Here is an 18,892-nt window from a genome sequence, read left to right on the forward strand (position 1 = left end):
AACTGAAGCGGGAAGCTAATGGCCCATCGGTCAGGCCGATGCACTTATAACTGATCGTTCTAAAACTCCCACATCCGCACCGGGTCAGTTTCTGGGTACCGGCCATTTCGGCGCGGTACTGCGACACCTTCCCCAACGGAAAAACCGGTAAGGACCTTATGTGCGGATTAGCTGGCGAGTTACGTTTTGATCAACAACCTGCAGACCTTGCAGCCATCGAGCGAATCACCCATCACCTGGCGCCTCGCGGCCCCGACGCGTGGGGCTTTCATGCCCAGGGGCCGATTGCCCTGGGCCATCGACGCCTGAAAATCATGGACTTGTCGGACGGCTCGGCGCAGCCGATGATCGACAGCCAATTGGGCCTGTCCCTGGCCTTCAACGGCGCGATCTACAACTTCCCGGAACTGCGTGCCGAACTCGAAGCGCTGGGTTATGCGTTCTATTCCGGCGGCGACACCGAAGTGCTGCTCAAGGGTTATCACGCCTGGGGCGAGGCGCTGCTGCCGAAACTCAACGGCATGTTCGCCTTCGCCATCTGGGAGCGCGATGCCCAGCGCCTGTTCATCGCTCGCGACCGCCTCGGTGTGAAACCGCTGTACCTGTCGCGCACCGGTCAGCGCCTGCGCTTTGCCTCGGCCCTGCCGGCGTTGCTCAAGGGCGGCGACATCAACCCGATCCTCGATCCGGTGGCGCTCAACCATTACCTGAATTTCCACGCCGTGGTGCCAGCGCCGCGCACCTTGCTGGCGGGCATCGAAAAGCTGCCGCCAGCGTGCTGGATGCGCATTGAAGCGGACGGCACCACCGAGCAGAAAACCTGGTGGACCCTACCCTACGGCCCACACGACGACGAAAAAAATCTGACCCTGGAAGACTGGCGTGACCGCGTGCTCGACAGCACCCGCGAAGCCGTGGCGATCCGCCAACGGGCAGCGGTGGATGTCGGCGTGCTGCTTTCCGGCGGTGTCGATTCGAGCATGCTCGTCGGCCTGCTGCGCGAAGTCGGCGTGGAGAACCTGTCGACCTTTTCCATCGGTTTCCAGGATGCCGGGGGCGAGCGCGGTGACGAATTCCAGTATTCCGATCTGATCGCCAAGCACTACGGCACCCAGCACCATCAACTGCGCATCGACGAAAAAGAAATCATCGAGCAATTGCCCGCCGCGTTCCGCGCCATGAGCGAGCCGATGGTCAGCCACGATTGCATCGCCTTCTATCTGCTGTCCCGCGAAGTGGCCAAGCACTGCAAGGTTGTGCAAAGCGGCCAGGGAGCCGACGAGTTGTTCGCCGGTTATCACTGGTATCCGCAGGTGGACGGCGCGGCCGATCCATATGCGGCCTATCGCGAGGCGTTCTTCGACCGCAGCTACGACGATTACGCCGCGACCGTGCAGCCGAAATGGCTGACTGCCAATGACGCCGCCGGCGACTTCGTGAAGGAACATTTCGCACAGCCTGGCGCCGATGCGGCGGTCGACAAGGCTCTGCGCCTGGACAGCACGGTGATGCTGGTGGACGACCCGGTCAAACGCGTCGACAACATGACCATGGCCTGGGGCCTGGAGGCGCGCACGCCGTTTCTCGACTATCGACTGGTGGAATTGTCGGCTCGCATTCCGGGCCAGTTCAAACTGCCGGACGGCGGTAAGCAGGTGCTGAAGGAAGCCGCGCGACAGGTGATTCCGAGCGAGGTGATCGACCGCAAGAAAGGTTACTTCCCGGTGCCGGGACTCAAGCATTTGCAGGGCGACACTCTGAACTGGGTGCGCGAACTGCTGCTCGACCCGAGTCAGGATCGCGGCCTGTTCAACCCGGCGATGCTCGACAAATTACTCACTGATCCACAAGGTCAACTCACGCCTCTGCGCGGTTCCAAACTGTGGCAACTGGCAGCCCTGAACCTGTGGCTCAGCGAACAAGGAATCTGATCGATGAAACCTCACGCCACGGCTTACAGCCAACGCCTGCTGCGCGGTCAGACGCCGTCCTACGAACGCTTGCAGGCGCGCCTGGCCGAAGATGGCAGCGAGCCTGCCGCCGAACCGATCGCGGTGCATTGCGGCTGGGGCCGATTGCTCATCGGTCACACCTTCCCCGATCCGGCCAGCCTTGCCCGGGAACTGCTCAACGAGCAGACGGGCGAGCGCGACATTGCTTTGTACGTTGCCGCGCCGCAGCAGATTCTCGGGCTGGAACCGACTCAATTGTTTCTCGACCCGTCCGATACCCTGCGCTTGTGGTTCAGCGATTATCGTCAGGCCACCCGCGTGTTTCGCGGCTTCCGCATCCGTCGTGCGCAAAGTGACGCGGACTGGCAGGGGATCAATCAGCTGTATCAGGCGCGCGGCATGCTGCCGATCGACGCCACCCTGCTCACCCCGCACCATCAGGGCGGCCCGGTGTACTGGCTGGCAGAAGACGACGACAGCGGCGCGGTGATCGGCAGCGTCATGGGCCTCAATCACCACAAGGCCTATAACGATCCGGAAAACGGCAGCAGCCTGTGGTGTTTGGCGGTCGATCCGCAGTGTTCGCGCCCCGGGGTCGGCGAAGTGCTGGTGCGCCATCTCATCGAGCATTTCATGAGCCGGGGTCTGAGCTACCTCGATCTGTCGGTGCTGCATGACAACCGGCAGGCGAAAAACCTCTACGCCAAACTCGGTTTTCGCAACCTGCCGACGTTCGCCATCAAGCGCAAGAACGGCATCAATCAGCCGCTGTTTCTCGGCCCCGGCCCGGAGGCGCAGTTCAACCCTTACGCGCGGATCATCGTCGAGGAAGCCCATCGACGTGGCATCGACGTGCAAGTGGATGACGCCGATGCCGGGCTGTTCACCCTCAGTCACGGCGGGCGCCGGGTGCGTTGCCGCGAATCACTGAGCGACCTGACCAGCGCCATCAGCATGAACCTGTGCCAGGACAAAAGCCTGACCCACAAAGTGTTGAAAGCCGCCGGGTTGAATGTGCCGTCGCAGCAGTTGGCAGGGAACGCGGACGACAATCTGGCGTTCCTCGATGAACACCAGCGAGTGGTGGTCAAACCGCTGGATGGCGAACAGGGCCAAGGCGTGGCGGTGGATCTGCAGACCATCGAGGAGGTGCAGCAAGCCATCGAAGCGGCCAGGCAGTTCGACACTCGCGTATTGCTCGAAAGCTTCCATGAAGGCTTCGACCTGCGGATTCTGGTGATCGGTTTCGAGGTGGTTGCAGCGGCGATCCGCCGGCCGGCGGAAGTGGTCGGCGACGGCCATCATTCCATCGGCGCCCTGATCGAAGCCCAGAGTCGGCGCCGGCAGGCGGCGACCAGCGGGGAAAGCAAGATTCCGCTGGATCACGAAACCCAGCGCACCCTGCACGCAGCCGGTTACGACTACAGCAGCATCCTGCCGGCCGGTGAGCATCTGTTCGTGCGGCGCACGGCGAATCTGCACACTGGCGGCACGCTGGAAGACGTCACGGCGATTCTGCATCCGACCTTGGCCGAGGCCGCCGTGCGTGCGGCCCGCGCCCTGGAAATACCCATGGTCGGCCTCGACCTGATGGTGCCGGCGGCGGATCAACCAGAGTACGTGTTCATCGAAGCCAACGAGCGGGCGGGTCTTGCCAACCATGAGCCACAACCGACAGCCGAGCGGTTTGTCGATCTGTTGTTTCCGCACAGTCAGCCGGCCGTTTGATCTCTCTTCAGCGTCATTCCCGCGTTCAACGCGCGAATGACGCCCCGCAACAGGAGTTTCCATGACCATCCAAATTCCCGAACCGGATCTGAATTACCTGCAGAAAGTCCTGCTGGAAATGCTCGCCATTCCCAGCCCTACCGGGTTCACCGACACCATCGTGCGTTATGTCGCCGAACGTCTGGAAGAACTCGGCATTCCCTTCGAGATGACCCGTCGCGGCACGATCCGCGCCACCCTCAAGGGCAAGAAAAACAGCCCCGACCGTGCAGTGTCGGCGCACCTGGACACCATCGGCGCCGCCGTGCGCGCGGTGAAAGACAACGGGCGTCTCACCCTGGCGCCGGTAGGCTGCTGGTCAAGCCGCTTCGCCGAAGGCAGCCGCGTCAGCCTGTTCACCGACAACGGTGTGATTCGCGGCAGCGTGTTGCCGCTGATGGCGTCCGGGCATGCGTTCAACACGGCCGTGGATGAGATGCCGATCAGTTGGGATCACGTCGAGCTGCGTCTGGACGCCTACTGCGCGACCCGCGCCGATTGCGATTCGCTGGGCATCAGCGTCGGCGATGTGGTGGCCTTCGATCCTTTGCCCGAGTTCACCGAAAGCGGCCACATCAGCGCCCGACATCTGGACGACAAGGCCGGTGTCGCCGCGCTGCTGACGGCGTTGAAAGCCATCGTCGACAGCGGTCAGGAGTTGATGATCGACTGCCATCCGCTGTTCACCATCACCGAGGAAACCGGCAGCGGCGCGGCGGCAGCGTTGCCGTGGGACGTCAGCGAATTCGTCGGCATCGACATCGCCCCGGTCGCGCCCGGTCAGCACTCCAGCGAACATGCGGTGAGTGTGGCAATGCAGGATTCCGGCGGGCCATACGACTATCACCTGTCGCGGCACCTGTTGCGTCTGGCCGGTGAGCACGAACTGCCAGTGCGCCGCGACCTGTTTCGCTATTACTTCAGCGATGCCCATTCGGCAGTGACTGCCGGCCACGACATCCGCACCGCCCTGCTCGCCTTCGGCTGCGACGCAACCCACGGCTACGAACGCACGCACATCGACAGCCTGGCGGCGCTCAGTCGTTTGCTGGGGGCGTACATTCTGAGTCCGCCGGTGTTCGCCAGCGATGCACAACCGGCCACCGGATCACTGGACCGCTTCAGTCACCAGATCGAACACGAAACGCAGATGGAGAGCGACACCCGTGTGCCGTCGGTGGACAGCCTGGTGGGGCAACGCTCGGACAGTTGAGTCTGGCCCTCGGCGGTCATTCGCCGTAGCATCCCGACATTGATTTAGCCGAGGTGCCCATGCTGATTCCCTACGACGCGCTCGAAGTCGACACCCTCACCCGCCTGATCGAGGATTTCGTCACCCGCGACGGTACCGACAACGGTGACGATACGCCGCTGGAAACCCGCGTACTGCGGGTTCGCCAGGCGCTGACCAAAGGCCAGGCATTGATTGTCTTCGATCCGGAAAGCGAGCAATGCCAGTTGATGCTCAAGCACGACGTGCCCAAGCACCTGTTCGACTGAAAACGGTCAGCGGCCCTTGCCGCTGGCCTGTTTGCGCTGGATCCGTTCGTAGACCTCGGCGCGATGCACGCCGATCTGCTCCGGCGCTTCGACGCCGAACCGCACGCTGGATCCGTTGACCGCCAGAACGCGCAGAGTGATGTTGTCGCCGATGGAAATCAGTTCCCCGACAACACGGCTGAGTACAAGCATGGGAGGTGTCCTTCAAGGTTTGCGAGCCTTGAAGATGCGCGGCTTTCGAGCGCCCTACAATGCATGCCGGGCAATTCAGTCATTCCCTACGCGCCAAGGCGCGCCAGCCTTCAGACGTTTCCTTCAGGCCTGCAATATTCAGCTCGCGGAAAACCGCGGCCCGAACAGGATCACACTCGCCCCGATCACACACAGCGCTACACCGATCCAGTCCGAACCCAACGGGCGGATGCGCTCGACCACCGCCAGCCAGCCAATCGAAGCAATGATGTAGATGCCGCCGTAAGCGGCGTAGGCGCGACCGGCGTAGGTCGCTTCGACGCGCGTCAACAGCAGCGCAAAGAGAGTCAGACTGATCAGTGCCGGGATCACCCACAAGGCGCTCTTGCCCTGGCGCAGCCACATCCAGAACGCGAAACAGCCGGCGATTTCGAAAAGCGCGGCGAGGAAGAACCACAGGTAATTGAGCATGCAAGACATCTCGTCAGGGTGACTGTTGCGGCCACCCTAACGATGCGGCGAACCCCGGGCAAGTTCAGCCGTTGTTCTGTTTGGCCTTGGCGCGCATCTTTTCCGCCATCGCGGTCATTTCGTTGTACAGCAACTGCGGATTCTTCTGTTTGAGCGCCCAGGCCATGCGCCCTTGTTCGTGGGGCAGGATCATGAACTCGCCGGCTGCGACCTGCTTGTAGATGTAATCGGCAATGTCACTGGCGGTAATTGGCGAACTTTCCAGCAACTTGCCGACCTGGGCTTTCATCGCCGGTGTCGGGCCACGGAAAGAATCCAGCAGATTGGTCTGGAAGAACGACGGGCAGACCACATGCACACCGATTTCCTGCTGGGCCAGTTCGATCAACAGGCTTTCCGACAGCGCCACCACTCCGGCCTTGGCCACGTTGTAGTTGCTCATCGCCGGGCCCTGCATCAGCGCGGCCATCGAGGCGATGTTGATGATCTTGCCCTTGCTCTGCTCCAACAGCGGCAGGAACGCCTTGCAGCCCTTGACCACGCCCATCAGGTTGATCGCGATCTGCCAGTCCCAGTCTTCCAGCGACAGCTCGCTGAAGAAACCGCCCGAGGCCACACCGGCGTTGTTGACGATGATGTCGATGCCGCCAAGTTTCACTTCGCAGGCCTGGGCGAACGCCGTCAGCTGGCTGTAATCGCGCACGTCGCAGCGCTGGATGAAGCCGTCGCCACCGGCCTCGCGAACCAATTTCAGGGTCTCTTGCAAACCGGGCTCGCTGACGTCGGACAAGGCCAGTTGCCAGCCTTCACGCGCCCAGCGCAGCGCGATTTCGCGACCCAGGCCAGAGCCCGCGCCAGTGATCATCATGCGATTTTGCATAGCAGACAGCCTTGTTGTTCCGGGGAAGATGCGCGGAGTGTAGCGAAGGATACGCAGCGACCCACGCTCCATCAGATTGCTGAATGGCGAGGGCAAACCGCGACAACAAACGAAATAAGCGAGCGAGCCAAATACCTTAAAAAAACATTGAATTTTCTTTCATGCGCACCAGTCGGAATTTGTAAGCCGGCTGGATTTAGTTCAACTTCCAGCTGCCCTTGAACACCAAGACTTCACAGACACTATCAACAAGGAAATAGACATGGGCACAATTCTAATCATCATCCTGATCCTGTTGCTGATCGGTGGTCTGCCGGTCTTCCCGCACTCCAGAAGTTGGGGTTATGGCCCTTCGGGCATTATCGGCGTAGTGCTGGTAGTCCTGTTGGTGCTGTTGTTACTCGGTCGGATATGACTGTTTGACCGACAAAAAAAAGAGGCCCTGTGAAGGGCCTCTTTTTTATTGTGCCGACTGATCAGTCCGGCTTGCCGTTAACCACACCGGCGGTGTTGTCGATCAGGCTCTTGGTGGCCGTTTGCAGGAACGCTTCGAGCTTGAGTTTCAGCTCGGCAGTGCGCGGTGCATCCGGTACCACTTCGGCGTGCGGGTTTGCACCCAGTTCGTATTGATAGATCTTCGGCGCCATTTCCTTCTCTTTCGGCAGCACCAGGATCTGGTCAGCGGTGACGATGGCAGTAGTCTGCTCGCTGCCCGACGGTTTGATCACACCGAAACCGGTGTCACCCTGCGGCAGGTTCAGCAGATCGCGGCCCCAGCACTGATGGCGCACTTCCCCACCGAGGCGACCCATGATGGTCGGTACGATGTCGATCTGAGTGCCCACGGTGTGGTCACGGGTACCGAATTTTTCCTGGATGCCCGGTGCGATCATCAGCATCGGCACGTTGAAGCGGCCCAGATCCATTTCGGTGATCTGACGCTCGTTGCCGAAGCCGTGGTCGCCGACGATGACGAACAGGGTTTCCTTGAAGTACGGCTCCTTGCGGGCCTTCTCGAAGAACTGGCCCAGCGCCCAGTCCGCGTAACGCATGGCGGTCAGGTGCTCGTTGAGCGGGCCACGGTCAGTGACGCGCTCGACCGGCAACGGCGTCGGCAAGGCGTACGGCGTGTGGTTGGACAGGGTCTGCAGCAGCGCGTAGAACGGCTTGCCGTTTTCCCGCGCCTTGAGCTCCACCAGACCACGGTCGAACATGTCCTGGTCGGACACGCCCCAGGTCGGATCGGAGAACACCGGGTTGACGAAGTCGTTGCGGCCGACGAAGTTGGTCATGCCCTGGTTGCTGAAGAAACCGGACTGGTTGTCCCAGGCAAAGTCACCGTTGTAGACGTACACGTCGTCATAGTCGCGAGCGCTGAGCAACTGCGGCAGGCCGGACAGCTTGTGGCTGCCTTCCGGGGTCTGCATCAGGTATTCGAAACCCGGCAGGTTCGGGAAGCACGCCATGGTGGCGAACATGCCCTGGTGGGTATGCGTGCCGTTGGAGAAGAAGCGGTCGAACAGCAGGCCTTCCTTCGACAGCTTGTCGAGGTACGGCGTGATGTTGCCCGGCGCGCCCAGTGCGCCCACCGAGTGACCGGCCATGCTTTCCATCAGGATCACGACGACGTTCTTGATCGGCAGGGTCTTGTCGGCAGGCGGCGTGTATTCACGACGCACGGCGGCGATATCGGCATCCACCAGTTTGTCGTCCGGCATCACCAGCATCTCGCGCACCACTTTCTGCGCCTGATCCTGCGGCAGCGTGGCTTTCCAGATGTTGTCACGATCCTCGCCCATCCGGTCCTTGGCCGCCGCGATCAGCGACAGCGTGCCGTTGAGGCCGAGCTGGTTGGCGAAGTTCGAATCGGTGGTGTACACGTCACCCCAGCGCAGCGGCGGGCCTTGACGCAGGGTGCCGCGAGCGGCGACCACGCAGATCAGCAGGCACACCACAAATACCGCCAGACGCGCATACCATGGCGCCACTTGACGGGTGCCGACGTTACCGCCGCTGAACGGGCCACGCGGACGGGTCAGACGATCGGCGCCCTTGAACGCCAGGGTCAGGATCAGCGTGCCCACGGCCCACGCCAGCAGGTAGCGCACCACCGGGAAACCGTACCAGAGCATGCTCATCACGGTTTTCGGGTCTTCTTTCACGTACTGGAACACCAGGCCGTTGAGGCGCTGGTGGAACTCGCGATAGAAGTCCATCTCCATCAGGCCGAGGAACAGCGCGATGCTCGAAGCAACGGTCAGCCACAGACGGAAGAACCCGCGCGCCGCCATGGCCCGGGCACTGAACAGCGCCAGCACCAGCGGAATGCAGACGTACACCACCAGGCGAATATCGAAGCGCAGGCCGTTGGCGAAGGCTTCGAGGAAAGTCGAGGCCGGGGTGTCGAGGATCATCTCGCGGTTGTAGACCAGCAGCGCGAGGCGCAGCACGGAAAACATCACCATCATGACCAGCGCGCACAGAAGCGTGTAGGCCAGATGCGATTTGACGGTCGGTTGCAGCAGGCGACTGGAAGATCGCTGCTGACTCAGGGCGTCCGGGTTTGCCATGTCGTTTTAGGACCCATTGGAAGTTGAAGTTGCAAAAATTCAGCTGCGCCCTGCCCTCTGTTGGCCATTCCAGGCCCCGGGGCTTGCGCGGAGCGCAAATGTTGCACGATCACCGGCGGCATTGCCATTGATTAGTACCCGCTGCCGGACACTTTCATTCAAGGCACAGCGCGGCGGGACAGGTACAAACAGCGCGGGCGAATTGTCTTGGAGACTTTGTGAAAATTTCGTTCAACGCATATTCGGAAACACAATAAACCTGCAAAACAAAACGCCCCGAGTTCTTCGGGGCGTTTACAGATGAACGCGATGTTTACTTCTCGGCGCGTTCTTTCAAGGCTTTCAGGGTATTGAACGGTGCGTCGACCACAAACTTGTTGGCGATCATGGAAGGCACGCTGCCACCCGGCTCGGTGTGAACCTGATAGGTCACTTCAACCTGATCGCCCTTTGGCACGAACTTCCAGAAGCCTTTGACCTGAGCGACCCGCACAAAGCCCTTTTCTTCAGGCAGGTATTTCGGCACGCCTTCCAGATTACGGGTCAGGCTGCCATCGGCACCTTCAACGGTGGTGACATGCAGGATGGAATCACGCGGGGTAACCGGCCATGGCGTGTTGAACTGGGTGTAGGTCCAGCTCTGGTCGCCTTCGTGCTTGAGCAGTTTCTGGGTCTTGCACTCGTGAATCCAGGCGCACGCACCGGAAACGTCTTCCTGCAAGGCGCGCAGTTTGGCGATGGTGGTCTTCATCATGGTCACGCCCTGATAAGACTTGTAGTCCGAACCCGGCACTTCGCTCAGAGAGACCTTGATGCCGTCCTCGTTCTTGGCGACTTTCCAGTCTTCAGCCTGGGCGGCCGAGGTGGCCAGCACGGCAGTCAAACCACACAACACAGCGATACGATGCAGCGAACCCATAGTCTTATTCCTTATTGTTGAAGTTCCGTTCGTTTGACACATCACGCCGCCGTCATCTGCTCCCACCAGCCGAGCAGTCTGATCGCGTCTTCCTGGCTGCTGCCGCAGACTTCGGGATCGGCCTTGAATCCTGAACAGACCGCCGGGCGTTCCGGTCGGCCGAAAATGTTGCACAGGTTATCGACCGACAACTGCACGCAGCGTTCACCGGCAGGTTTGCCATCGGGCATGCCTGGAATCGGTGAACTGATGGAAGGGGCAATGCAGCAGGCGCCACAGCCTTCACGGCATTTCATGACGACGCGTTCCTCGCAGCGGGCAATGTGTTAAAGGGACGCCGAACAGGGTAACCGCTTAAACGGCTGTTTTAAATTGCCTGAACCGGGGTTTTTACGCAGAAACGAAAGTGACTGACCAGTCTCCGACAAAGCGTCTGGTCTGCGGGTCACCGACGGGGACGATTTATTGCTTGAACTCGAAATCCAGCGCCGCGCCCTCGACTTCGCGGCGCTCTTCGTTACGCAGCTGCAACTGCATTTCGTTGCTGAGCAAACGGCCGTTGAGCTGGAACCCGCTGTTCTTGTCGCCGAACATCTGCGGCAGGATCGGCTCACGCTTGGGCAGCGTCACGGAACCGGGAGGCTTCAATTCCTGAACCATGTCTTTCGGCAGGCTCAAATCGAGCTTCGCAGGCGGCAGCGGCGTCTTGGCCACCTCCTTCGCCGATTTCGACTTGGAGGCTACCGGGGCGCGCTTCTTGGCGGGAGCAGCCTTTTTCTGCGGTGCTTTCTTCGCTGGAACGGTTTTCTTGGCCGTGACCGGTTTTTTCGCGGTGGCCGTGGCCGGTGTCTTTTCCTGAGCCGCGGCCGCCATCGCACCAGGCACATGACCCATCATCAACAGGCAGAGCACAACCCAGGCGGCAGAAAATTTCGCTTTCATGAACCCAACGAAGCTAACGGCAGAGGGCCATATGCTCGCCTGTTGGACGTCACATGACAAGCTCCGCCATTGTTTCAAAATCCGCCGGCCATCTCCTGGCAGAGCTGCGTTGCCAACATGCCGAGGGTCATCAGCGCCCGTTCCGCCTCGCGATTCCACGGGATGCCGCAGTTCAACCGGATGCAGTGGTTGAATTGCTCGGTGTTGCTGAAGATCAACCCCGGCGCAATGCTGATGCCCTGTTGCAGCGCCCGCACGTGCAATTCCTGGGTGTTGACCCGTCCTGGCAGGCTGACCCACAGAATGAATCCGCCGGTCGGCCGGGTCATCTGTGTGCCTTCGGGAAAGTGCTGCTGAACCGCCAGCTGGAATGCGCTGAGATTTTTCCGGTATTCCTGGCGGATGTACCGTAAATGCCGGTCATAGCCGCCGTTTTCCAGGTAGGCCGCGATAGCCATTTGGGTGACGCTGCACGCGGAATGGGTGCTGAAAGTCTGCAAGCGCTGGATTTCCTGCTGGTACTTGCCGGCGATCATCCAGCCGATGCGCACACCGGGCGATAACGTCTTGGAGAAACTCGAGCAATAGATCACCCGGTCGAGCCGGTCGTAGGCCTTGAGCGACTTGGTGCGGCCCTGCTCGAACATCAACTCGCCGTAGATGTCGTCTTCGACGATCTGGATATCGAAGTCCGAAGCCAGGCGCAGCAGTTGTTTCTGCCGCTCTTCGGGCATGGTGCCGCCGAGTGGATTGCTCAGGCGCGTGGTCAGCACCAGCGCCTTGATCGACCATTGGTTCGCCGCCAGTTGCAGGGCTTCGAGGCTCATGCCGGTGGCGGGGTCGCTGGGGATCTCGATGACTTTCAGGCCCAGCAGATCCGCCAATTGCAACAGGCCGTAATAGGTCGGTGACTCGGCGGCGATCAGGTCGCCGGGGCGAGTCAGCACCCGCAACGACATCTGCAATGCATCGACGCAACCGTGGGTGATCACCACTTCCGAGGGATCAACCACCACGCCTGCATCGCGCATGCGGATCGCCACCTGCCGGCGCAGCGGCTCGAAACCGGGGCTGAACATGTAGCTGAACGCCCTGGGACTGTGAAACCGGGTGACCTTGGCCAACTGCTGATGCAGGGCGCGCACCGGCAAATAATCGACACTCGGCACCGCCGCACCCAGCGGGAACACGCCTTCACGACGGGATTCGACCAATACTTGCTGAATGATGCTGCTGCGGGTGACAAGGCCTGGCCGTTCCACCCGGGCAATGTCCGGTGTGGGCGCGGTCAGTGCGGGAGTCTGGTGCACGTAGTAGCCGGACTGCGGTCGCGCGCGGATCAGGCCCTGATCCTCGAGATTGGCGTAAGCCTGCAACACCGTGGCATGGCTGACGTTGAGCTGCGAACTCATCTTGCGCACCGAAGGCACGCGCTCGCCCGGTTGATAGACGCCACGGCGGATATCTTCGGCCAGCTGTTGAGCAATACGTTGGTAGAGCAAGAGATTGGTCATGACGCAGCACTCGATTTCACGGGCGTTTTATTCTTGTGTGAAACAATACCGGAACAGTTTGGAAGTGTACTGGGACAGTTGCCATATTAGTCAACCATACAGTGCTGTGTCGGTTAAATCTGTACTGCTTTGTGAGGTAATCGACAGACGTAAAAAAGCCCGGTGCTGCCTGACAGCCCGGGCTTTCCAGTAACGCCACCCTCAGCGGGCGGCGCCGAGCTGGCCTTTTTCGTCGGAGAACACGATTTCCACTCGACGGTTCTGCGCACGCCCACGTTCGGAAGCATTGGCGTCCACCGGGTATTCGTCGCCGTAACCTTCGACCTGAATGCGTTTTTCGTCGATGCCCAGGTCCGTCAACACGTCGGCCACCGACTGCGCGCGATCGCGGGACAACTTGAGGTTTTCCTGCTTGCCGCCGGTGCTGTCGGTGTAGCCCTCGATGCGCACGACGCGTTTCGGGTTCAGTTGCAGAAACTGTACGATCTTCAGTACCACGCGGTTCGCCGAGTTTTTCAGTTCGGCCTCACCGGTGTCGAACAGCACGTCACCCAGGGTCATCACCAGACCACGGTCGGTTTGGGTAGTGGCCAGTGCAACGATCTGTTCTTCCAGCCATTTGCCCTGCTGTTGCACACTCAGCAGCTTGGACTCGCGCAGGGCCAGTTGCAGGCGCTGGCGTTCAAGTTCCAGTTTCGCTGCCCGCTCTTCGTTGAGGACCTGGTTGGTGTGCTCACGGGCGATTTCGCTGTAGCGCTGACTCAGGTAGGCGTAATGCACCACGTCCGAGCCGCTGCCCCAGTACGTCGACAGACGATCGGCACGGGCCAGGGATTCACCGGCGCGGATCACGTCTTTCGGCGCGATACGCAGCACGTTGGAATCTTCCTTGACCTTCTGGAAGTCGGCGCTGGCCTGCTGCAATGCCGATTCGCTGTGCTGACCGGCGCAGCCGTAAAGGCTGGCGCAACCGGCGAGGATCAAAGTGCCCAGGGCTTTGGACTTCAGGCTCATTGGGCATCCCCCAGTTGCTTGCGCAGTCGGACGATGCGGGTGTTGAGCACGTTCACTTGTTCTTCGCTCTTCTGAGTCAGGACTTTGGCTTCCGCCAGGCGCGCGTCGAGTTCGGCCTGTTCGAAGCGCATCCGCGCATTCTTGTAAGACTCACCCGCCATGCTGCCTTTGGCCCGGTTGAACTTGTCCTCGGCCAGTTTCATTTCCGGCACGTCTTCGGCGGTGGCGCCCACGGCTTTGGCTTGCTCAAGGGCCTGCTCGGTCAGGCGCATTTGTTCGTTGGGTGCCGGATCGCTGGCGCAACCGGCCAGGACCAGAACGGCCATGGCCGCGAAAAGAAGTCGATTACTCACTAAGAATCCCTACTGTTTTGGGGCGCTGACAGGTGGTTGCGGCGGCTGTTGCTGCTGCGCCTTCCAGCGCTCGATGTTGCGTTGCAGCGCGGCTTCCGTCAGGCCGGACGCGGGCAATTCTGTCATCTTTTTGGCCAGCTGTCCGCGCAACCACGGATCGTTGCAGGCCGAGTTGTGCGAAACCGCCAGGAACAGACCGGGGCGGTCGATGGGTTGTTCAAAAGCCAGCAGATCATTGGCCATGCCCAGTGCCTGCGCGGCCGCCATGCCTGAGTAGCGACCGGCGAGTACATATTCCACCTCGCCCAGCAGAAGTTTCTGAAACGCCTGTGTCAGGTTTGCCGTACGGGTCAGGGTCAATTGCTGCTCGGCGAAAGTGCCGAATGCCGGGGTCATTCGAGACTTTTCCGACAAGCCTCCGGTATGCCCGTGCAGGTCCTTGGCTTCGCTGTAAACCAGCGTCGAGCCCTTGCGTGTCCACACCAGGTAATCGTTTTCCAGCAACGGCGGGTGAATGTAGTCGAGGTTTTCCAGCTCATTGAAGGTCAGCGGCGCGTCGGCCAGCATGTCCATACGTCCGCTGCGCACTTCGTCGAGGGCCTGGGAACGCTTGCCGGCGTACAGCAGATCGACTTTGATCCCCAGCTCCTGGGCCACTTGCTTCAGCAGATCGGCACTGGCACCCATCAGTTGTTTGGGGTTCTGCGGATCCTGCCAGAGGTATGGCGGCGCATCCGGGCTGCCGGTGACAACCAGCCGCTCGCACTTGCCCGCCGCCACTGACAAGCCCGGCAACAATGCCAGCCCCAGCAACCACGAGCAGCTCAACCGACGATGCAGATCCATGGCGAAACGCTCCCACTCAAATCCCGGACAAAAAAAAAGCCCGACCAAAAGGTCGGGCTCTTTATAAGTGAAGCAGCCGGATTAGACCAGCTTCTCCAGCTCGGGTACGGCTTCGAACAGATCCGCCACCAGGCCGTAATCGGCCACCTGGAAGATCGGCGCTTCTTCGTCCTTATTGATCGCAACGATCACTTTGGAGTCTTTCATGCCGGCCAGGTGCTGGATCGCGCCGGAGATACCGACCGCGATGTACAGCTGTGGCGCAACGATCTTGCCGGTCTGACCGACCTGCATGTCGTTCGGTACGAAACCTGCGTCGACCGCGGCGCGGGAAGCACCGACGGCAGCGCCCAGCTTGTCGGCCAGGGCGTACAGGTGTTTGAAGTTGTCGCCGTTCTGCATGCCGCGGCCGCCGGAAACGACGATCTTGGCAGCGGTCAGCTCAGGACGATCGGACTTGGCCAGCTCTTCGCTGACGAAGCTGGAAGTGCCGGCGTTGTGAGCAGCGGCAACCGATTCAACGGCAGCCGATCCACCTTCAGCGGCGACCGGGTCGAAACCGGTGGCACGCACGGTGATCACTTTGATCGCAGCGGTCGATTGCACGGTAGCGATGGCGTTACCGGCGTAGATCGGGCGCTTGAAGGTGTCAGCGCTTTCTACCGAGATGATCTCGGAGATCTGGTCAACGTCCAGCTGGGCAGCAACGCGCGGCAGGATGTTTTTGCCGTTGGAAGTAGCGGCAGCCAGGATGTGGCTGTAGCCAGCTCCCAGTTCGGCCACCAGAGGAGCAACGTTTTCCGGCAACTGATGCGCGTAAGCGGCATTATCAGCATTCAGGACTTTGCTCACGCCCGCGATTTTCGCAGCGGCTTCAGCCACGGCGCCAGCGCCCTGGCCGGCAACCAGAACGTGGATGTCGCCGCCGATTTTGGCAGCGGCAGCCACGGTGTTCAGGGTGGCCGGAGCCAGCACCTTGTTGTCGTGTTCGGCGATTACCAAGATAGTCATGATCAGATTACCTTCGCTTCGTTTTTCAGTTTCTCGACCAGTTCAGCCACCGACTTGACCTTGATGCCCGCGCTGCGTGCAGCCGGCGCTTCGACTTTCAGGGTCTTGTTGGTGGAGGCGGTGGAAACGCCCAAAGCGTCCGGAGTCAGCGTCTCGAGAGGCTTCTTCTTGGCTTTCATGATGTTTGGCAGGGACGCGTAGCGCGGCTCGTTCAAACGCAGGTCGGTGGTGACGATCGCCGGCAGTTTCAGCGAAACGGTCTGCGCGCCGCCGTCGATTTCGCGGGTCACGGCAACGCTGTCGCCGGAGACTTCGACTTTCGAGGCGAAAGTGCCCTGACCGTAGCCGCTCAGTGCAGCGAGCATCTGGCCGGTCTGGTTGTTGTCGCTGTCGATGGCCTGTTTGCCCAGGATCACCAGCTGAGGCTGTTCCTTGTCGACCACGGCCTTGAGCAGCTTGGCCACGGCCAGGGAAGTCAGGTCTTCAGCGGATTCGACGAGGATGGCGCGGTCGGCACCCAGAGCCAGTGCGGTACGCAGCTGTTCCTGAGCGGTGGACGGGCCGATGGAGACGACGACGATTTCAGTCGCAACGCCTTTTTCTTTCAGGCGTACGGCTTCTTCCACTGCGATTTCGCAGAACGGGTTCATCGACATCTTGACGTTGGCGAGGTCTACGCCGGAATTGTCCGCCTTGACGCGAACCTTGACGTTGTAATCCACAACGCGTTTGACAGCTACAAGAACCTTCATGGATTCCTCGTTACTCTCCGGTGAAAAGAAAGTCGCCTAGGCGAACCTGGCGGTTGATGCTCATCGGGCACAAGGGCACCTCTAAAAACGCCGGCTGAGCGGGATGACCGTTCGTCAGTCGTGACCGACGAGTCATGCCGCTTCGCGGTGTGTAAACTGCGCGCCGAACCTGCGCTGCGCATCACCGGTTACCGCCTACGCCCTGTCTTTAGAGGTGCTCTTGAAACCACCATTCAGCCTACGGCGAGCGCAAAACCGCCCGTATCTTGACCGGAACGCCCATTCTGGTCAATACGCCAAAATGCCCTGTCATAAGCCGCGCTTCTTTGATTTCTCTGGGCTGGAGCCGATTCAAACAAACGTTTGTATTGGACGCTCAGAGTGGTGTAGATATAATGCGCCGCCTAGAGAGAAAGGTGGTTTGCCCATTATTACCCTTGACGTTAACGTAAAGGCAATAACGGATACGACACCGAACCTCCAAATTAGAAAAAAACTGTTGAGCCTTGAGTAGGAGATAGCCTGTGGAACGCGAATACATGGAATTCGACGTGGTCATCGTCGGTGCCGGCCCCGCTGGCCTGTCCGCCGCCTGCCGTCTGAAGCAGAAGGCCGCCGAAGCCGGTAAGGAAATCAGCGTCTGCGTGGTCGAAAAAGGCTCCGAAGTCGGCGCACACATCCTGTCCGGTGCCGTATTCGAACCACGGGCCCTGAACGAACTGTTCCCGGACTGGAAAGAACTCGGCGCCCCGCTGAACACGCCCGTCACCCGCGATGACATCTTCGTGCTGAAAAACGCCGAAAGCGCGCAAAAAATCCCTGATTTCTTTGTGCCCAAGACCATGCACAACGAAGGCAACTACATTATTTCCCTCGGCAACCTGTGCCGCTGGCTCGCTCAGCAGGCCGAGAACCTGGGCGTGGAAATCTACCCGGGCTTCGCCGCTCAGGAAGCGCTGATCGATGAAAACGGCGTGGTACGCGGGATCATCACCGGCGACCTCGGTGTCGACCGCGAAGGTCATCCGAAAGAAGGCCTGTACACTCCGGGCATGGAACTGCGTGGCAAATACACGCTGTTCGCCGAAGGTTGCCGTGGCCATATCGGCAAGCAACTGATCAAGCGCTATAACCTGGACAGCGAAGCCGACGCCCAGCACTACGGCATCGGCCTGAAGGAAATCTGGGAAATCGACCCGGCCAAACACCAGCCAGGCCTGGTGGTCCACACCGCCGGTTGGCCGATGGACATCATGGGCACCGAGAACACCGGCGGCTCCTTCCTCTATCACCTGGAAAACAACCAGGTGGTGGTCGGTCTGATCGTCGATCTTTCCTACAGCAACACCTACCTGTCGCCGTTCGACGAATTCCAGCGCCTCAAGCATCACCCGGTGCTCAAGCAATATCTGGAAGGCGGCAAGCGCATCAGCTACGGCGCGCGCGCGATCTGCAAAGGCGGCCTGAACTCGCTGCCGAAAATGGTCTTCAAGGGCGGCGCGTTGATCGGTTGTGACCTTGGCACCCTGAACTTCGCCAAGATCAAGGGCAGCCACACCGCGATGAAGTCCGGCATGCTCGCCGCTGAATCCGTGGCTGACGCGCTGTTCGCAGAAAAGGACGGCACCGAAGAACTGACCACCTACGTCGACGCCTTCAAGAAGAGCTGGCTCTACGAGGAGCTGTTCGCCAGCCGCAACTTCGGCCCGGCGATCCACAAGTTCGGCGCCATCGTCGGCGGCGGTTTCAACTGGCTGGACCAGAACATCTTCGGCGGCAAACTGCCGTTCACCCTGCACGACACCAAGCCGGACTACGCCTGCCTCAAGCTCGCGGCCGACTGCAAGAAGATCGACTACCCGAAACCCGACGGCAAGATCAGCTTCGACAAGCTGAGCTCGGTGTTCATCTCCGGTACCAACCATGAAGAAGAACAACCGTGCCACCTGAAACTGACCGACCCGACCATCCCGCTGAGCAAGAACCTGCCGCTGTACGACGAACCTGCACAGCGCTATTGCCCGGCCGGTGTATATGAAGTGATCACCAAGGAAGACGGCGAGAAGCGCTTCCAGATCAACGCCCAGAACTGCGTGCACTGCAAGACCTGTGACATCAAGGACCCTTCGCAGAACATCACTTGGGTTGCGCCGGAAGGCGCCGGCGGTCCGACCTACCCGAACATGTAAGTCGATCCGCTGAACATCAA

Annotated in this window: 19 protein-coding genes; 6 read left to right on the top strand and 13 right to left on the bottom strand. The window is 60.4% G+C overall.

Features of this window, described 5'->3' with window-relative positions; translation table 11 throughout:
* The first annotated feature begins 158 nt into the window (after positions 1-158).
* The 4 genes from ACEN93_RS08575 (at position 159) to ACEN93_RS08590 (ending at position 5,219) form a co-directional block, all read left to right on the top strand.
* Positions 159-1,931 (top strand): N-acetylglutaminylglutamine amidotransferase, encoded by a 1,773-nt coding sequence (locus ACEN93_RS08575; protein ID WP_490841083.1) that lies wholly within the window; start codon positions 159-161, stop codon positions 1,929-1,931.
* A 3-nt stretch (positions 1,932-1,934) separates the two neighbouring features.
* Positions 1,935-3,680: an N-acetylglutaminylglutamine synthetase gene (ngg, locus tag ACEN93_RS08580; RefSeq protein WP_495611307.1), complete on the top strand. Its 1,746-nt coding sequence runs from the start codon at positions 1,935-1,937 to the stop codon at positions 3,678-3,680.
* A gap of 61 nt (positions 3,681-3,741) precedes the next feature.
* Positions 3,742-4,932, top strand: coding sequence for an osmoprotectant NAGGN system M42 family peptidase (locus ACEN93_RS08585; protein ID WP_039770599.1), 1,191 nt, complete (start codon positions 3,742-3,744; stop codon positions 4,930-4,932).
* A gap of 59 nt (positions 4,933-4,991) precedes the next feature.
* Complete coding sequence (locus ACEN93_RS08590) at positions 4,992-5,219, top strand: YheU family protein (protein WP_003192759.1); 228 nt, start codon at positions 4,992-4,994, stop codon at positions 5,217-5,219.
* A gap of 6 nt (positions 5,220-5,225) precedes the next feature.
* Here the strand turns inward: ACEN93_RS08590 and csrA are convergent, their stop codons facing one another.
* The 3 genes from csrA to ACEN93_RS08605 form a co-directional block, all read right to left on the bottom strand.
* Entirely contained in the window at positions 5,226-5,411 is a 186-nt protein-coding gene (csrA, locus tag ACEN93_RS08595) for a carbon storage regulator CsrA (protein ID WP_039770603.1), read from the bottom strand.
* A 138-nt stretch (positions 5,412-5,549) separates the two neighbouring features.
* Positions 5,550-5,882, bottom strand: a complete 333-nt coding sequence (locus ACEN93_RS08600) for a YnfA family protein (RefSeq protein WP_007950874.1) — start codon at positions 5,880-5,882, stop codon at positions 5,550-5,552.
* 64 nt (positions 5,883-5,946) lie between these two features.
* Positions 5,947-6,762, bottom strand: coding sequence for an SDR family oxidoreductase (locus ACEN93_RS08605; RefSeq protein ID WP_039770605.1), 816 nt, complete (start codon positions 6,760-6,762; stop codon positions 5,947-5,949).
* Between the two features lie 256 nt (positions 6,763-7,018).
* Between ACEN93_RS08605 and ACEN93_RS08610 the strand changes: the two genes are divergently transcribed.
* Positions 7,019-7,177 carry a DUF3309 family protein gene (locus tag ACEN93_RS08610; RefSeq protein WP_169432680.1) on the top strand — a complete coding sequence of 53 codons (159 nt, stop codon included), beginning with the start codon at positions 7,019-7,021 and terminating at the stop codon, positions 7,175-7,177.
* A 61-nt stretch (positions 7,178-7,238) separates the two neighbouring features.
* Here ACEN93_RS08610 and ACEN93_RS08615 read toward each other — a convergent pair whose 3' ends face one another.
* The 10 genes from ACEN93_RS08615 to ACEN93_RS08660 all read right to left on the bottom strand — a co-directional run bounded on the left by ACEN93_RS08615 (position 7,239) and on the right by ACEN93_RS08660 (position 16,683).
* The gene (locus ACEN93_RS08615; RefSeq protein ID WP_074688062.1) at positions 7,239-9,332 is read right to left on the bottom strand and encodes an LTA synthase family protein; all 2,094 of its coding nucleotides are present in this window, start codon (positions 9,330-9,332) and stop codon (positions 7,239-7,241) included.
* 313 nt (positions 9,333-9,645) lie between these two features.
* Positions 9,646-10,251: an START domain-containing protein gene (locus ACEN93_RS08620; protein WP_039770609.1), complete on the bottom strand. Its 606-nt coding sequence runs from the start codon at positions 10,249-10,251 to the stop codon at positions 9,646-9,648.
* Between the two features lie 41 nt (positions 10,252-10,292).
* On the bottom strand, positions 10,293-10,547 hold the full coding sequence (locus ACEN93_RS08625; RefSeq protein ID WP_007950870.1) for a YkgJ family cysteine cluster protein: 255 nt from the start codon (positions 10,545-10,547) through the stop codon (positions 10,293-10,295).
* Positions 10,548-10,713: 166 nt separating this feature from the next.
* Positions 10,714-11,193 (bottom strand): hypothetical protein, encoded by a 480-nt coding sequence (locus ACEN93_RS08630; protein WP_039770611.1) that lies wholly within the window; start codon positions 11,191-11,193, stop codon positions 10,714-10,716.
* Between the two features lie 74 nt (positions 11,194-11,267).
* A complete protein-coding gene (locus tag ACEN93_RS08635; RefSeq protein WP_039770612.1) occupies positions 11,268-12,707 on the bottom strand; it encodes an aminotransferase-like domain-containing protein in 1,440 nt (479 codons plus the stop codon).
* A gap of 201 nt (positions 12,708-12,908) precedes the next feature.
* Positions 12,909-13,721 (bottom strand): OmpA family protein, encoded by an 813-nt coding sequence (locus tag ACEN93_RS08640; protein ID WP_039770613.1) that lies wholly within the window; start codon positions 13,719-13,721, stop codon positions 12,909-12,911.
* Positions 13,718-14,074: a DUF4398 domain-containing protein gene (locus ACEN93_RS08645; protein ID WP_170844868.1), complete on the bottom strand. Its 357-nt coding sequence runs from the start codon at positions 14,072-14,074 to the stop codon at positions 13,718-13,720. The genes ACEN93_RS08640 and ACEN93_RS08645 overlap by 4 nt, the downstream gene beginning before the upstream one ends.
* Positions 14,075-14,083: 9 nt before the next feature.
* Entirely contained in the window at positions 14,084-14,920 is an 837-nt protein-coding gene (locus ACEN93_RS08650) for a substrate-binding periplasmic protein (RefSeq protein ID WP_074688068.1), read from the bottom strand.
* Positions 14,921-15,001: 81 nt separating this feature from the next.
* Entirely contained in the window at positions 15,002-15,931 is a 930-nt protein-coding gene (locus ACEN93_RS08655) for an electron transfer flavoprotein subunit alpha/FixB family protein (RefSeq protein WP_007950863.1), read from the bottom strand.
* A gap of 2 nt (positions 15,932-15,933) precedes the next feature.
* Positions 15,934-16,683 (bottom strand): electron transfer flavoprotein subunit beta/FixA family protein, encoded by a 750-nt coding sequence (locus tag ACEN93_RS08660; RefSeq protein ID WP_007950859.1) that lies wholly within the window; start codon positions 16,681-16,683, stop codon positions 15,934-15,936.
* Positions 16,684-17,207: 524 nt separating this feature from the next.
* On the opposite strand from ACEN93_RS08660, the gene ACEN93_RS08665 reads away from it, so the two are divergent.
* Positions 17,208-18,872, top strand: a complete 1,665-nt coding sequence (locus ACEN93_RS08665) for an electron transfer flavoprotein-ubiquinone oxidoreductase (protein ID WP_039770620.1) — start codon at positions 17,208-17,210, stop codon at positions 18,870-18,872.
* Positions 18,873-18,892: the final 20 nt, after the last annotated feature.

The organism is Pseudomonas sp. Pseusp21 (genome assembly GCF_059492145.1).